The 14844-nt window shown below is 62.7% G+C and carries 15 protein-coding genes; 8 read left to right on the top strand and 7 right to left on the bottom strand.

The window, feature by feature from the left end:
* On the bottom strand, positions 1-2065 hold a 2065-nt coding region (pnp, locus tag EP237_RS20310; RefSeq protein WP_127562654.1), incomplete at its 3' end, for a polyribonucleotide nucleotidyltransferase.
* Positions 2066-2254: 189 nt separating this feature from the next.
* Between pnp and EP237_RS20305 the strand changes: the two genes are divergently transcribed.
* Entirely contained in the window at positions 2255-3295 is a 1041-nt protein-coding gene (locus tag EP237_RS20305) for an asparaginase (protein WP_127562653.1), read from the top strand.
* Positions 3296-3298: 3 nt separating this feature from the next.
* Here EP237_RS20305 and EP237_RS20300 read toward each other — a convergent pair whose 3' ends face one another.
* Positions 3299-3754, bottom strand: a complete 456-nt coding sequence (locus EP237_RS20300; protein WP_127562652.1) for an Lrp/AsnC family transcriptional regulator — start codon at positions 3752-3754, stop codon at positions 3299-3301.
* A 146-nt stretch (positions 3755-3900) separates the two neighbouring features.
* On the opposite strand from EP237_RS20300, the gene EP237_RS20295 reads away from it, so the two are divergent.
* The 5 genes from EP237_RS20295 to lpxK all read left to right on the top strand — a co-directional run bounded on the left by EP237_RS20295 (position 3901) and on the right by lpxK (position 8618).
* Positions 3901-4335 (top strand): universal stress protein, encoded by a 435-nt coding sequence (locus EP237_RS20295; protein ID WP_127562651.1) that lies wholly within the window; start codon positions 3901-3903, stop codon positions 4333-4335.
* Positions 4336-4355: 20 nt separating this feature from the next.
* A complete protein-coding gene (locus EP237_RS20290) occupies positions 4356-5900 on the top strand; it encodes an alanine/glycine:cation symporter family protein (protein WP_127562650.1) in 1545 nt (514 codons plus the stop codon).
* A 176-nt stretch (positions 5901-6076) separates the two neighbouring features.
* Positions 6077-6322, top strand: a complete 246-nt coding sequence (locus EP237_RS20285; protein ID WP_127562649.1) for a DUF4170 domain-containing protein — start codon at positions 6077-6079, stop codon at positions 6320-6322.
* A 14-nt stretch (positions 6323-6336) separates the two neighbouring features.
* Positions 6337-7635: a 3-deoxy-D-manno-octulosonic acid transferase gene (locus EP237_RS20280; RefSeq protein ID WP_127562648.1), complete on the top strand. Its 1299-nt coding sequence runs from the start codon at positions 6337-6339 to the stop codon at positions 7633-7635.
* Complete coding sequence (gene lpxK / locus EP237_RS20275; RefSeq protein ID WP_127562647.1) at positions 7635-8618, top strand: tetraacyldisaccharide 4'-kinase; 984 nt, start codon at positions 7635-7637, stop codon at positions 8616-8618. The genes EP237_RS20280 and lpxK overlap by 1 nt, the downstream gene beginning before the upstream one ends.
* Here lpxK and EP237_RS20270 read toward each other — a convergent pair.
* From EP237_RS20270 to EP237_RS20260, 3 genes are read right to left on the bottom strand one after another with little or no spacing between them, the layout of a single operon-like run.
* Entirely contained in the window at positions 8615-9721 is a 1107-nt protein-coding gene (locus tag EP237_RS20270) for a CaiB/BaiF CoA transferase family protein (protein WP_127562646.1), read from the bottom strand. The two genes, lpxK and EP237_RS20270, sit on opposite strands and share 4 nt — an antisense overlap.
* Positions 9718-10431 (bottom strand): DsbA family protein, encoded by a 714-nt coding sequence (locus tag EP237_RS20265; protein WP_127562645.1) that lies wholly within the window; start codon positions 10429-10431, stop codon positions 9718-9720. The genes EP237_RS20270 and EP237_RS20265 overlap by 4 nt, the downstream gene beginning before the upstream one ends.
* A gap of 11 nt (positions 10432-10442) precedes the next feature.
* A complete protein-coding gene (locus tag EP237_RS20260; protein WP_127562644.1) occupies positions 10443-10949 on the bottom strand; it encodes a DUF721 domain-containing protein in 507 nt (168 codons plus the stop codon).
* 101 nt (positions 10950-11050) lie between these two features.
* On the opposite strand from EP237_RS20260, the gene mutY reads away from it, so the two are divergent.
* Entirely contained in the window at positions 11051-12109 is a 1059-nt protein-coding gene (mutY, locus tag EP237_RS20255) for an A/G-specific adenine glycosylase (protein WP_127562643.1), read from the top strand.
* 91 nt (positions 12110-12200) lie between these two features.
* Positions 12201-13343, top strand: a complete 1143-nt coding sequence (locus EP237_RS20250) for an alkane 1-monooxygenase (protein WP_127562642.1) — start codon at positions 12201-12203, stop codon at positions 13341-13343.
* A 180-nt stretch (positions 13344-13523) separates the two neighbouring features.
* Here EP237_RS20250 and EP237_RS20245 read toward each other — a convergent pair whose 3' ends face one another.
* Both EP237_RS20245 and EP237_RS20240 read right to left on the bottom strand, forming a co-directional pair.
* Complete coding sequence (locus tag EP237_RS20245; protein WP_127562641.1) at positions 13524-14192, bottom strand: cupin domain-containing protein; 669 nt, start codon at positions 14190-14192, stop codon at positions 13524-13526.
* Positions 14189-14758: a TetR/AcrR family transcriptional regulator gene (locus tag EP237_RS20240; protein ID WP_164744784.1), complete on the bottom strand. Its 570-nt coding sequence runs from the start codon at positions 14756-14758 to the stop codon at positions 14189-14191. Before EP237_RS20240 ends, EP237_RS20245 begins: the two co-directional genes overlap by 4 nt.
* Positions 14759-14844 lie beyond the last annotated feature (86 nt).

Genomic DNA, 14844 nt, shown 5'->3' with positions numbered 1-14844 from the left:
GGACCTTGCCGCGATCATCGAAGCCAAGCAGCTTGACCCACACTTCCTGACCTTCTTTCAGAACGTCGGAGGGGTGGTTCAGGCGGCGGTTCTCGATCTGGGACACGTGCACCAGGCCGTCACGCTTGCCGAAGAAGTTCACGAAGGCGCCGAAATCGACGATCTTCACGACCTTGCCCTTATAGATGTGGCCTTCTTCCGGCTCTGCCACGATCGCGTGGATCATGTCATAGGCCTTCTGGATGGCTTCGCCGTTCGGGCTGGCGATCTTGATGATGCCGTCGTCGTTTATGTCGACCTTGGCGCCAGAGACTTCCACGATTTCGCGGATCACCTTGCCGCCCGAGCCGATCACTTCACGGATCTTGTCGGTCGGGATCTGCATGGTCTCGATACGCGGGGCGTGGATCGAGAACTCGGACGCTTCGGTCAGGGCCTTGGCCATTTCGCCGAGGATGTGCAGACGCCCGGCCTTGGCCTGTTCCAGCGCCTTGGACATGATCTCGGGCGTGATGCCCGCAACCTTGATGTCCATCTGCAGCGAGGTGATGCCGTTCTCGGTGCCAGCCACCTTGAAGTCCATATCGCCGAGGTGATCCTCGTCGCCAAGGATGTCGGTCAGAACTGCATAGTCGCCGTCCTCTTCGAGGATCAGGCCCATGGCCACACCTGCGACCGGGGCTTTCAGCGGAACGCCCGCATCCATCATCGACAGCGAACCGCCACAGACGGACGCCATGGAGGAGGAGCCGTTTGACTCGGTGATCTCGGACACAACGCGCACAGTGTAGGGGAAATCGGTTGCGGCGGGCAGAACGGCCTGAAGGGCGCGCCATGCCAGTTTGCCGTGACCGATTTCACGACGGCCCGGAGGGCCCACGCGACCGGCTTCACCGACCGAGTAGGGCGGGAAGTTGTAGTGCAGCAGGAAGTTCGATTTGAAGTTCCCATGCAGCGCGTCGATGAACTGTTCGTCATCGCCGGTGCCAAGGGTGGTCACGACCAGGCCTTGGGTTTCGCCACGGGTGAACAGGGCCGAGCCATGGGTCCGGGGCAGAAGGCCGGTCTCGGACACGATCGGGCGCACGGTATCCAGCGCACGGCCGTCGATCCGCTTGCCGGTCTTGACCACATCGCCCCGCAGAACGGCGGCTTCCAGCTTCTTCAGCGCGGTGCCGAGGTTTTCGTCCTCGCGCTGTTCCTCGGTCAGGGCCTCGATGATGGCGGCCTTGGCGTCGGAAACGGCGGTGGTGCGTTCCTGCTTGTCGGTGATGGCATAGGCTGCGCGGATCTTGTCCTCACCAGCGGCCTTCACGGCGGCGTAGAGCTCCGAATAATCGGCAGGCTGGAAATCGAAGGGCTCTTTCGCGGCAGCTTCGGCCAGCGAGATGATCAGGTCGATCACCGGCTGGATCTGTTCATGCGCGAAGGTCACGGCGCCCAGCATCTCTGCTTCAGAGAGCTCGTAGGCCTCGGATTCCACCATCATCACGGCGTTCTTGGTGCCGGCCACAACCAGATCAAGACGCTGATCGGGGTTGTTGCGCAGGTCGTGCATGTCGTCGACCGTCGGGTTCAGAACGTATTCGCCGTCCTCAAAGCCCACGCGGCAGCCCGCAATCGGGCCACGGAACGGTGCGCCCGAGATGGTCAGCGCGGCGGAGGAGGCGATCATCGCAACAATATCGGGATCGTTGACCAGATCGTGGCTCAGCACGGTGCACATGACCAGAACTTCGTTCTTGAAGCCCGGCACGAAGAGCGGACGGATCGGACGGTCGATCAGGCGCGCGGTCAGCGTTTCCTTTTCGGTCGGACGCGCCTCGCGCTTGAAGAAGCCACCCGGAACCTTACCGGCGGCATAGTATTTTTCCTGATAGTGCACGGTCAGCGGGAAAAAGTCCTGCCCCGGCTTGGGTTGCTTGGCGAAGGTCACCGCGGCCATAACCGAGGTTTCACCGAGCGTGGCGATGACACAGCCATCTGCCTGGCGGGCAATCTTGCCCGTTTCCAGTGTAAGCGTTTCCTCGCCCCACTGCATGGATTTCGTCGTAACGTTGAACATGTATCGTATCCTCGATGGGAGCACTCCCAGCCCCTGCCGGGTCTCCCGTTTGCATGGCGGCCCCATTGCCGCCGACCCCAATCCTGTTCATGCGCCCGGGGTCAAAGGCATCACGTCTCAGATGGGCGGGCCATACACGGATTTTCTGCGGTTTGAAAGCAATCTCTTTCATTTCGCGGCCCTTGCCCCTTGACCGGACCCCTTGATCGGCGCACCAAGCGCCCCGCAACCTATGCGAGAGCCTGTTCCGAAATGATCCTGCGCAATCGTATCCTGCTGCTTCACACGGGCGGCACCATCGGCATGGTCCCGACTGCGCGCGGCCTGAAGCCGGAGCTTGGGGTCGTCGAGCACGCCGTCGATCGGTTGATGGCAGTGCGCGGGAATGACCTGGATGTGGAGATCGTCAGGCTGGAACCGCTGATCGACAGTGCCAACGCGACGCCCGCAGACTGGAACCGGCTGGCCGCCGAGATCGTGGCGCGGGCGGAGAGCTGCGATGCGATTCTGATCACCCACGGGACAGACACGCTGGCCTTCACCTCCTCGGCCCTGACCATGGCGCTGGAGGGGTTGCACAAGCCGGTGATCCTGACTGGGTCGATGATCCCGCTTGGCGGTCAGGACAGTGATGGATGGGCCAACCTGCGCGATGCACTGGCCGCAACGCAAACGGCAGACCCCGGCGTCTGGATCCAGTTCGCAGGCAAGCTGTTGCGCGGTCCGCGGGCGCGCAAGATCCACAGTTCGGCCCCCGACGCCTTTTCCGCCATGCTGTCGGACAGGCCCCCGCGCCGCGAGGGCGGGACGCTGACGCAGCATCGCTTCGGAGAGGCGCGGATTGCCGTGGTGCCGGTCGCACCCGGTTGCGACATGCGCGTGGTGGGCTTTGCCATGGATCACAGCAACGGCGTGGTTCTGCGCTGCTATGGCAGCGGAACGGTGCCCGACGATCCGTTGCTGGCAGAAGGGCTGACCCGCGCCGCAGACCGTGGCATCCCGGTCGTCGCGGTCAGTGAAACGCTAGCAGGCGGCACATCGCTTGGCCACTACGCCGCCGGGGCGGTGCTGCTCGATCACGGCGTGATCGACGGGCGCGACATGACGCTGGAAGCCGCCTATGCCAAGCTGTCCCTTGCGCTGGCGACGGTCACCGGGCGGGTTGCGCTGACGGCGTTCGTGGAAACTCCCCTCTGTGGAGAATTCGGCGCGCCATTTCCGGTGTCGTGATCGTCACTCCAGGTGATAGCCCTGAAATTCCTTCACAGTCGACAGGCTGAGCAGCGTTTTCATCTGTGTCACCGACGGGATCTCGGACAGCCGGTCCCGGTAGAGCCTCTCATAGGCTTCGGTATTCCGCGCCGCGAGACGGATCAGATAGTCGAACTCGCCCGAGATCATATGGCATTCCAGAACCTCCGGCATGTGCCGGATCGCCGTTTCGAAAGCCGTGATGTGTTCCTTGCGCTGGCTCGCCAGCTTGACCTCGATGAAGATCTGGATTTCAAGTCCCACGGCTTTGCGACTGAGCCGCGCCGTGTAATTCGCGATCTTGCCGCTGCTCTCCAGCAGCTTGACGCGCCGGTGGCAGGCGGACAGGGACAGGCCGACCTGTTCGGACAGCCGAGCCATTGATATCTGTCCATCCTTCTGCAAGACGGAAAGAATTTTCATGTCCAAATGATCCATCGGAAAATTTCCCTATTTTACGCCCAATTTCGTTCATTTTTCGCAAATTATCTTCTTATGCAAGAAATATGAGAATCTTTCTTGCCCCGCCGATGGTATCCTTGAATTGTCTCGGAGGAGGCAAAAACAACCCAAGGGAGGCATGAATGTCCCATAAGATCGTCGTCGGGTTCGACGGCAGCGAAAGTGCCCGCGCGGCCCTTTCCTTCGCTGTCGAAGCGGCCCGCAAAACCGGGGGTGAGCTTCTCATCGCCCATGTCCTGGAATGGTCCCCCTATTCCTTTCTGACCCCGACAGAACTGGAAGAGCGTCACAAGCGGCGCGGGGAAGAGCTGGAGCGTGCCGAAAAGGCGATCCTCGCCCCGGTTGTGGAAAGCGTGAAGGCCAGTGGAGTCACGGTTTCGACCGCGCTGCGCTATGGCCATATCGCCGAAACGCTGGTCAGCATCGCCAAGGAAGAAGGCGCCGATCAGATCGTCATTGGCCGGACCGGGCATTCCAGCCTGTCCTCGCGCCTGTTCGGGTCGGTTGCGGGCAGCCTGGCGCAAGCCGCGCCGGTCGCTGTGACAATCGTTCCGTAATTCTCAGTCAGGACAACATCATGACAATGCATTTCAAGGCCGCGGCAACCGCCGCGACGGCCTGGCTGGTCGCATCCGCACCCGTCTCGGCCCAATCCATCGACGAGCGCGTGAACGAGGTTTTCGCGAACTCCACCGGCTGGTTCGTCAATTTCATCTTCAGCCCCTTCCCCGGCACCTCCTTCCCGTGGATCGTGGCCTGGCTGGTGATCGCGGCGGCGATCTTCACCGTCTATTTCGGCCTGATCCAGTTCCGTGCCTTCCCGCATTCCATCGCTCTTGTGAAAGGTGACTATTCCGACCCGAACGACGCCGGTGAGGTCAGCCATTTCCAGGCGCTTGCAACTGCTCTTTCCGGCACCGTTGGTCTGGGAAACATCGCGGGCGTGGCCGTGGCCATCGGCATCGGCGGTCCGGGGGCCACCTTCTGGATGATCCTCGCGGGCCTCATGGGCATGGCATCGAAATTCACCGAATGTACGCTCGGCGTGAAATACCGGAACGAATATGAGGACGGCACCGTTTCCGGTGGCCCCATGTACTACATGACCAAGGGCTTCACGGAACGCGGCTTGCCCGGCGGAAAGGCCCTGGCAATCCTGTTCTCGATCTTCTGTATCCTCGGCGCCCTTGGCGGCGGCAACATGTTCCAGGCCAACCAGGCGCATGCTCAGCTGACCAACGTGATTGGCGATTATCCCGGCTGGATCACCGGCGTGATCTTCGCGGGCATCGTCTTTGCCGTGATCGTGGGCGGTCTTCAGTCCATCGCGAAAGTCACCGAAAAGGTCGTCCCGATCATGGGCGTGATGTATGTCGCGACGGCCCTGGTCATCATTCTGATGAACGCGGACATGATCGGTTGGGCCTTCGGCCAGATCTTCGAAGGGGCCTTCACCGGGCTTGGCGTCGCTGGCGGCATGGTGGGCGCGCTGATCCAGGGCTTCAAACGGGCCGCCTTCTCGAACGAGGCGGGCGTCGGGTCTGCCGCGATTGCCCACTCGGCGGTTCGGACGAAAGAGCCGATCACCGAAGGCTTCGTGTCGCTTCTGGAACCCTTCATCGACACCGTGGTGATCTGCACCATGACCGCGCTTGTGATCATCATCACCGGTCAGCTGGTATCCGACCCTGAAACCGGGATGTACCTGCTGAACGAAGGCAGCAGCGCGATCCAGACCGTCGATGGCAACTCGGGCGTGGCGCTGACATCGGCGGCCTTCTCCTCTGCCTTCGGCTGGTTCAAATACGTGCTGGCCATCGCGGTGATCCTGTTTGCCTTCTCGACCATGATCAGCTGGTCCTACTACGGCCTCAAGGCCTGGACCTTCCTGTTTGGCGAAGGCAAGGCCTCGGAGCTGGTGTTCAAGGTGATCTTCTGCCTCTTCGTCATCATCGGCGCGGCGGCAAGCCTGGGCCCGGTGATCGACTTCTCGGATGCCATGATCTTCGCAATGGCCGTCGTGAACATCGTCGCGCTCTACTTCCTGATGCCGATCGTCAAGGCGGAGCTGGACAGCTACCTGTCCCGGCTGAAGTCCGGCGAGATCCGCAAGTTCCACTGACGGGGCCTGCATCCGCTGACATGATCTGCGCGCCTCCGGAATATCGGGGGCGCGTTTTCCGTTCTGCCCGTGGGTGGGTTTCGCGGGTGATTGCCACGCGACGGCTGGCCCGCTTGACCCCTGCCCGCAAATGCCTAGGGTGCCGCCAAGCTGTGGCACCAACCCCCGAGGCTCCCATGACACAACGCCTGCACCTCGTCTTCGGCGGCGAGCTGATCGACCCGACCAAAAGCGCCTTCAAGGATGTCGATGCCATCGACATCGTCGGCATGTACCCAGATTACGCCAGCGCCTATGACGCCTGGAAGGATGCCGCACAGCGCACCGTGGACAATGCCCATATGCGCTACTACATCGCCCATATTCACCGCCTGCGCGACGAAGAGCGCGAAGCGTCCCCGACCGAAGAACTCGACGGCTGAAAGACACCCCACCAATGCGGTTTTCCCTTGCGCTTTGGGCCTACATGGCCTTTTCGGCCCGCGCCACGCGCTATGCCGAGAAGAAGCTGTCCGCGCGGCTGGACGCTGGCAAGGAAGACCCCGACCGCATCGGCGAGCGCCGGGGCATTGCGGGAATGGAGCGGCCCGAGGGCGATCTGATCTGGTTCCATGCCGCCAGCGTGGGCGAGTCCCTGTCGCTGCTGGAACTGATCCGCCGCATGTCCGAAGAACGGCCCGACCTGCATTTTCTTGTGACCACCGGCACCGTCACCTCGGCGCAGGTGATGGCCGCGCGCCTGCCCTCTGCTGCCTTTCACCAGTTCATCCCGGTCGATGCTCTGCCTTATGTCCGCCGGTTCCTCGATCACTGGCGCCCGAATCTGGCCGTCTGGACGGAAAGCGAACTGTGGCCCGCGCTGATCGTGGAAACAAAGGCCCGGTCGATTCCCATGGTGATCATCAATGCGCGCATGTCCAAGACAAGCCACGACCGCTGGCGGTTCCTGCGCGGCATGGTGCGCCGCCTGCTGGAACAGTTCGATGAAGCGCATGTTCAGGACGATCTGACCGCGTCTTACCTTCGGCACCTGGGCCTGCCGGGTGAGCGGCTGCATGTCACCGGAACGCTGAAGGAAGGCGCTGCCGCCCTTCCTTGCGATGAAACGCTGCGGGCCAAACTGGCCCGACACCTGAACGGGCGTCCCACATGGCTGGCGGCCTCGACCCATGAGGGCGAGGAACAGAAGATCCTTGACGCCCACAAGCAGGCCCTCAAGGTCAATCCCCGGCTGCTTCTGGTGCTGGTTCCGCGTCACCCACATCGGGGCGACGACATCGCCGCGCTGATCGAAGCGCAGGGTTTCAGTTTCGCCCGCCGCAGCGCGGGGGAACAACCCGACCCAGATATTGCCGTCTATCTGGCCGATACGCTCGGTGAGCTTGGCCTTTGGTATCGCCTTGCCCCGATCAGCTTTGTCGGCGGGTCGCTGGAGCCCATTGGCGGGCACAACCCGTTTGAACCTGCTGCACTCGGCTCGGTCATTCTGCACGGGCCCTATGTCAGCAATTTCGTCGATATCTTTCAGCGATTAGCTGAAGCGAAGGCCTCGCGGCTGGTCTCCTCGCCCGACACGTTGGCCGCTGCTGTGAATGACCTGCTGAACCCCGATCGCGCCGCTGACATGGCCCATGCGGCCTGGGAGGTCTGCTCTGCCGGGGCGGAGGTGACCGACAAGGCGCTCGACATGCTCTTCGACCATCTGGACCGCACCCCGCGGCTGACGGCGGACTGATGCAGGCGCCGCGGTTCTGGCATGAAAAACCGGGGCTGCTGAGCCTGCTTCTGTCACCGCTTGGCGCGATCTATTCAGGTGCCACGGCCCGACGGTTGCGCAAGGGCCACCCGCATCGCGCCGGGGTTCCGGTGATCTGCGTCGGCAACCTGAATGCGGGCGGAACCGGCAAGACACCAACTGTAATCGCCCTGGCCGAGCGACTGACACAGCGCGGTATCGCCGCCCATGTGGTCAGTCGTGGCTATGGCGGAACGGTCGAGGGACCGCACCGGGTCGATGAAGCGAAAGACTGGGCAGAGGACGTAGGCGATGAGCCCCTGCTGCTGGCCGCCTTCCTGCCGGTCTGGGTCGCAAAGGATCGCGCGGCCGGGGCGGATGCCGCCGTTCAGGCCGGGGCCGAGGTGATCCTGATGGATGACGGGTTTCAGAACCCTGCGCTGCACAAGGATCTGTCGATCATCGTCGTCGATGCCGCGCGCGGCTTCGGCAATGGCAAGACCATCCCCGCCGGCCCCCTGCGAGAGCCGGTTGCAACCGGGCTTGCGCGCGCCGATCTGGTGCTGTCCATCGGGCCAGCAAAAGCACAGGAAAGGTTTAGGGAGGACTGGGCCAATGACATCCGCTTGCCGCATGTCACCGGCAGGCTGGAGCCATTGCCCACGGGCATGCCGTTCGACGGGTTGCCGGTGCTGGCCTTCGCCGGGATCGGCCATCCGGGCAAGTTCTTCGCCACGCTTCGATCCATGGGGGCGGATGTTCGGCGCGCTGAACCTCTGTCAGATCACCAGCCCTTGACCGATGCCTTGCTGTCACGACTGGAACAGGATGCGTTCAACCTGGGCGCGCAACTGGTCACCACCGAAAAAGATGCCGTCCGCCTGCCCGACCGGTTCCGCCGCAAGGTGCTGACGGTGCCGGTCCGGTTGCGGCTGGACAACCCGGACCCACTGGACGCCGCGTTGGATCGGCTATTGTCCTAAGGCCTGAGCTTGGGCGAGGCCCGGTCCAGCTTCAATTCGGCATCCGAGAACCGGAACGGCGACCGCACACCCGGCACGCCTTCAGGATCAATCCGCATCCCGCGCGCCTGAACCTGAGGATCGGCAAAGACTTCGGCCATGTCGTTGATCGGCCCGGCGGGCACGCCTTCGGCCTCGCAGGCGGCCAGCAGGTCGGCCTTGCTGCGCTGGCGGGTCTTGTCCATCAGGCGGGCGATCATCGCTTCGCGGTTGGCGATGCGGTCGGCATTGGTCAGGAACTCTGGCGCCTCCGCCATCTCTTCCAGCCCCAGAATGCCACAAAGCCGCCGATACTGGGCATCATTACCAGTTGCGATGATGATGAACCCATCCGCGCAGTCGAAGACCTGATAGGGCGTGAGGTTCGGGTGATAATTGCCCGTCCGCCCCGGCGGCGTGCCCGTCGCCAGATAGTTCATCGCCTGATTGGCCGTGATCGACACGGCGCAATCCAGCAGCGCCATGTCGATATGCTGACCCTTCCCGGTCCGTTCCCGCTGATACAGCGCGGCGAGGATGCCGTTGACGGAATAGAGCCCGGTGAACAGATCGGTCACTGCCACGCCGACGCGTTGCGGCTGTCCATCCGGGTCGCCGGTGATCGACATCAGCCCGGACATGCCCTGAATAATGTAGTCATAGCCCGCACGGTGCGCATAGGGGCCTGTCTGCCCGAAGCCGGTGATGGAACAGTAGATCAGCCGGGGATTGATTTGCGACAGGCTTTCATAATCCAGCCCGTATTTCTCCAACCCGCCGAGCTTGAAATTCTCGATCAGGATGTCTGATTCAGCGGCCAGTTTGCGGACCAGCTCCTGCCCCTCGGGCGTACGGAAATCGGCGGTGACCGTCTGTTTCCCCCGGTTGCAGGAATGAAAATAGGCCGCTGTCCTGTCGCCCTCGCGCTCAATGAAGGGGGGGCCCCATTGGCGGGTATCATCGCCCGCGGGGCTTTCGACCTTGGTCACTTCGGCGCCAAGATCCGACAAAGTCTGACCGGCCCAGGGGCCGGCCAGAATCCGTGCAAGCTCTAGTACCTTGAGCCCTTCAAGCGGCGTGCTCATCCCTCGATTTCGGCCAGCAGCCCGTCAAGCACTTCGGAAAAGGCCGCGTAGCTCATGTTGGAATACATCTCGCCGTTGATCACAAAGCTTGGGGTGCCCTGAACCTCATCGGCTTCCGCCTGTTCCTGCGACAGGGTCACCATGGCCTGCGCCATGTCGTTATTGGTCAGGCAGGCATCCAGTGCCTCGTTGGACAGGCCCGCGCGCAGACCAAGGCGGCGCAGATTGGCAGCAACCTCAGCCGGTTCGCCCTGAACCCATTCGCGCTGCTCTTCCATGATCATCTCGGAGATGCCGAAATAGCGCAGCGGGCCACCACAGCGGGCGACCATCCCGGCCCACAGGCCATAGCGGTCGAAATACACTTCACGCAGGATGAAGCGGATATGGCCCGTGTCGACATAGTTCGTCACGAGATCATGGTAGACCTCTTCGTGAAAGCGGGCGCAGTGCGGGCAGGTGAAGGAGGCGTATTCGATCACGGTGATCGGCGCATCCTCATCGCCCATCACCATCTCGATCACCTCAACGGCAGCTTCCTCGCCTGCATCGGCGGGGGCAGTATCGGTGCTGCCCGCTTCTTGCGCGCTGGCGGCCATCAGCGGTTGACTGGAGGACTGGTTCACCGACTGCGAGGCGGTCAGGTAAATGTAACCCCCGAGTGCCACCATCACAGCGGACAGGGCGGATAGAATAAGGGTGCGGGACATGAATGCTCTCCTCAATGACTGTTCTTGGTTAGAACGTTCCGGGCAAGGCGTTCAAGCGCCTCTTTGAGACGTTCATCGTGAATCGGGGCGGCGGCGGCATGTGCAGCCTGTAGAACCTCGGAGCTTGGCGCGGGTTTCGGCTTGGGCCGGGCGGTGAACTGCACCTGCCCCTCGGCAAAGCCGGTTGGGGCGGTCTGGGTGATCTGCACCTTGCTGACGGCGTTGTAGCCGTAGCACGCATTGACCTTTTGGCGGATCGTATCCTTCTGCATTTCCAGCAGCGGCGCGTGGCCGCCCGTGGTCAGCAGAACCAGCGTCGTGCCGATGCCGCCATGGGCGTGGCGGATCTTGACCGGCATGGCACTGGCAGCAATCTCCTCGCCCACGATCTCGGGCCAATGGGTGATCAGCTTGGCCTCGGAAAACCCGCGCTTTTCCAGCGGCCCGCGCAGATGCCCGGCGACCAGTTTGGACGCGGCCTCGAACCCGCGCTTGCGGCGGGGGGGCTTGGGCGGCATTTTGGGCCGTGCTGCGGACATCGGGTTTCCTTTCATCCCTGTCAATCTATCCTTCCCGGGCGAGGGAACCAATGGGGCAGCAACGGGCGGAGAGATAAAACTTGCGTGACGAAGATTACAGCGCCGTCCTTTTGGACTGGTATGACCGGCACGCGCGCGTGCTGCCGTGGCGTGTGGGACCTGCAGACCGGGCGGCGGGTGTCATGCCCGACCCCTATGCGGTCTGGCTGTCAGAGGTCATGCTGCAACAGACAACCGTGGCCGCTGTGAAGGACTATTTTCACCGGTTCACGACCCGCTGGCCGACGGTGGTGGCGTTGGCGGCGGAAGAGGATTCCGAGGTCATGGGGGAATGGGCCGGGCTTGGCTACTATGCCCGCGCGCGCAACCTGCTGAAATGCGCCCGTGTGGTGGCGGATCAGCATGGCGGCCGGTTTCCCGATACCGAAGAGGGGCTGCTGAGCCTGCCCGGCATCGGCCCCTATACCGCCGCCGCCATCGCCTCCATCGCCTTCGACCGGCCCGCGCCGGTGATGGACGGCAATGTGGAACGAGTGATGTCGCGGCTCTTTGCGGAAACAACGCCTCTGCCTGAGGTGAAACCGGTCTTGAAAGCCCACGCTTCCCGACTGACCCCGGCTAAACGCCCCGGCGACCACGCGCAGGCGGTGATGGACCTTGGCGCGACGATCTGCACACCCCGAAATCCAGCTTGCGGCATCTGCCCCCTGCGCGATCCGTGCCGGGCGCGCGCCGAGGGCATCGCCGCCGATCTGCCCCGCAAGACACCCAAGAAGGCCAAGCCGATCCGGTACGGGATTGCCTATCTGGCTCGCCGGACGGATGGCGCGTGGCTGCTGGAAACCCGACCCGAAAAAGGATTGCTTGGCGGTATGCTCGGCTGGCCCGGCACCGAGTGGACGGAACAAGCCCCTACAGAAGCTCCACCACTAAAGGCCGATTGGCACGATCCGGGGCTGGAGGTGCGCCACACCTTCACCCATTTCCACCTGCGCCTGTCGCTGCGGCTGGCCACAGTGAGCGTGGCGGACCCGAACCGGGGCAGCTTTCTGCCTCGCGATGCCTTCCGACCCGCAAACCTGCCGACAGTGATGCGCAAGGCCTTTGACCTCGCGCAAGGTGCGTGGCCAGAGGATTGAGATACGCTGTCGCTTGCGCAAGACTGCGTTCAACTTGTTTTCAGCAATCCGTGTCACCAGTACCCGACGCTCTGTCACAAAGGCCCCCGCGATGATCCCCGCCTCTCAGGTTGCCAAACTGCAAAACGCCCTGCCCTTCTGGATGTCGGTCCTGTTGGTGCCGCTGGCGGTGTTCGGGGCCTGGGCCGGGGGGCTGGCGCTGCTGCTGCTGCCGCTCTATGCCATCGGGCTGACGACGCTGCTCGATGCGATCTCTGGCCTCAATCAGGATAACCCCGATCCCGAGACGCCCGAGGACGGGCTGTTCTGGTATCGGCTGGTCACGCTGATCTGGTTCCCGGTGCAGATCGTCACCGTCCTGTCGCTGATCTGGTACGCGACCCATTCGGACCATCTGGCGACATGGGAGAAGCTGCTGCTGTTCTACGGTGTCGGCGTCATGTCGGGCGGTATCGGCATCGTCTATGCGCATGAGCTGATGCACCAGAGAAACAACCTGGAACGCTGGTTGGGCGATCTGTTGATGGCCTCGGTGCTCTACAGCCATTTCCGCAGCGAACATCTGCTGGTCCACCACATCCATGTGGGCACACCGCGTGATCCGGTGACGGCGCGCTACAACGAAGGATTTCACCGGTTCTTCTGGCGGGTGCTGCGCGAGTGCCCGCGATCCGCCTTCCGGGCCGAAAAGGCGATGCTCGCCCGCAAGGGGCGGCCTTGGCATGACGCGGCCAACCCGTTCTGGCGCTATTGGGCCTTGCAGGGCGCGATGATCGTGGTCGTGCTGCTGATCGGTGGTTGGGCCGGGCTTGGCCTGTTCCTGTTTCAGGCCTTCATCGCAGTCACGCTGCTGGAGCTGACGAATTACATCGAGCATTACGGGCTGACGCGGAAACACCTGGGCAATGGCAAATACGAACATGTTCAGCCACGCCACAGCTGGAATGCCTCGCATCGCGTGTCGAACTGGCTGTTAATCAACCTGCAACGCCATTCGGACCACCACTACAAACCGAGCCGTCGCTTCCCCCTGTTGCAGACATACTCAGAGGCCGACGCGCCGCAACTGCCGCTTGGCTATCCTGCAATGACCGCCATTGCCCTGTTCCCGCCGCTCTGGCGAAGGCACATGAACCCGCGCGTGCGACGGTGGCGGCAGATGTATTACCCGGAAGTCACAGACTGGCGGGCTTACAACAAAGGCAAGACACCCATGCCGCGCGGGGCTGTCTAGACATCGTTCAATCCAGATCCGCCGCATTTTGGGCAGGTCATCGGCTGTGTTCCAGGCTGAACGACACCGCGTCCACCACACATGTTGCAGGGCACTCTAACCATTGGTTTTCTCCACAGATCGACGAATCCAACAAAACCCTAGGCAGGCCTAGTCTGTCAAATTCCCTAGTGGATCGACCTAGGCCGCCATGTCCGGCAGGTGCCCGGTTTTCACGTAGATCAGGCATCCCTCGTCCGACCACGGATTGTGGCGCGACAGGTGCGGGCTGCGGATCCAGGTGCCGGCGGGATAGTCGCCATGCTCGTCCTGAAAGGTGCCTTCGATAACGAAGATCTCTTCCCCGCCCCAATGGGCATGGTCGGCAAAACGCGTGCCGGGGGCCCATCTGACGAGCGCCACATTCTCCGCCTCATGCGAGTGCAGGGGCAGCACCGTCAGGCCGGGGCGCGAGCCTGGCTGAAACGCTGCATTTCGCGTGTCGATAGCCTTCTGATCGGTGTCCGTTTCGGAAAACTGGCACAGCTTCACCAGAATCGTGCAGCCCTCTGGCCCGATATGGGGGCGATGTGACGTGCCGATCGGATTGCGCACATAGCTGCCCGCCGGGTAGTCGCCGTGTTCGTCCGAAAAGACGCCCTCCAGCACCAGAAACTCCTCACCTCCGCCATGGGTATGGGGGTCGAACTGGCTGTTCGGGGCAAAGCGCACGATGGTGGTCGCGCGGGCCACCTCTTCCCCGATGCGGTCCAGCATCATCCGCTGTACGCCCGATGCGGGGGAGTCGACCCAATCGTAGTCGTCGGGCCGGATGACAACGCGTTTGGAAAAGTCGGCGTTGAGTTTCATTGGATGGCTCCCATTATCAGTCGGTCAGAGAAGTGTGCGACCGCATCGGTGAAGCGGTCAGGGTTACGGGCGGCGCGGGCGACGAGCTGTGCGCCTTCTACAAGGGCAAACAGCGCGGCGGCCTCCTGCGCGGGATCGGACAGAGCGCGAACCGATCCGTCCTGTCGCGCGCGGTTGAACTGGGCGTTGAGCCACGCGGTCACATCTTTGCGAAAGGCTTCGACCCGCGTGACGCTCGCTTCGGGCAGGCTGTCCGTCGCGGCACTGAAAGCCACGCAGAGGCATAGGCTGTCACCTGTGCCAAGCGCGTCATGATAGAGCTGCAGGAAATCACGCAAGGCACCCGAGGCAGCGGCGCTTTGGGCTTCGATTTGGTTCAGCCTGTCAGCGATACGCGCGGCGTAGTCCTCGATCAACGCGAGCGTCAGGTCGGCCTTGGTGGCAAAGTGATAATGAACACTCGCCTTGCGGATGCCGGTGGCGGCAGCAAGATCGGCATAGCTGAACGCGTCGATCCCGCGGCTGCGGGCCAAGGCCTCGGCGTGAGTCAAAAGATTGGCTTTCATGGTCATATCTACCAACTAGTAGGTAGATACCCTTGAGTCCAGTCACGTTGGCGTGAAAAAGCCCCGCCAACGCGTTGACGCGGGCG

Source organism: Nioella ostreopsis (genome assembly GCF_004000255.1).
Lineage (GTDB): Bacteria > Pseudomonadota > Alphaproteobacteria > Rhodobacterales > Rhodobacteraceae > Nioella > Nioella ostreopsis.
This window is presented reverse-complemented; position numbering and strand designations above follow the sequence as displayed.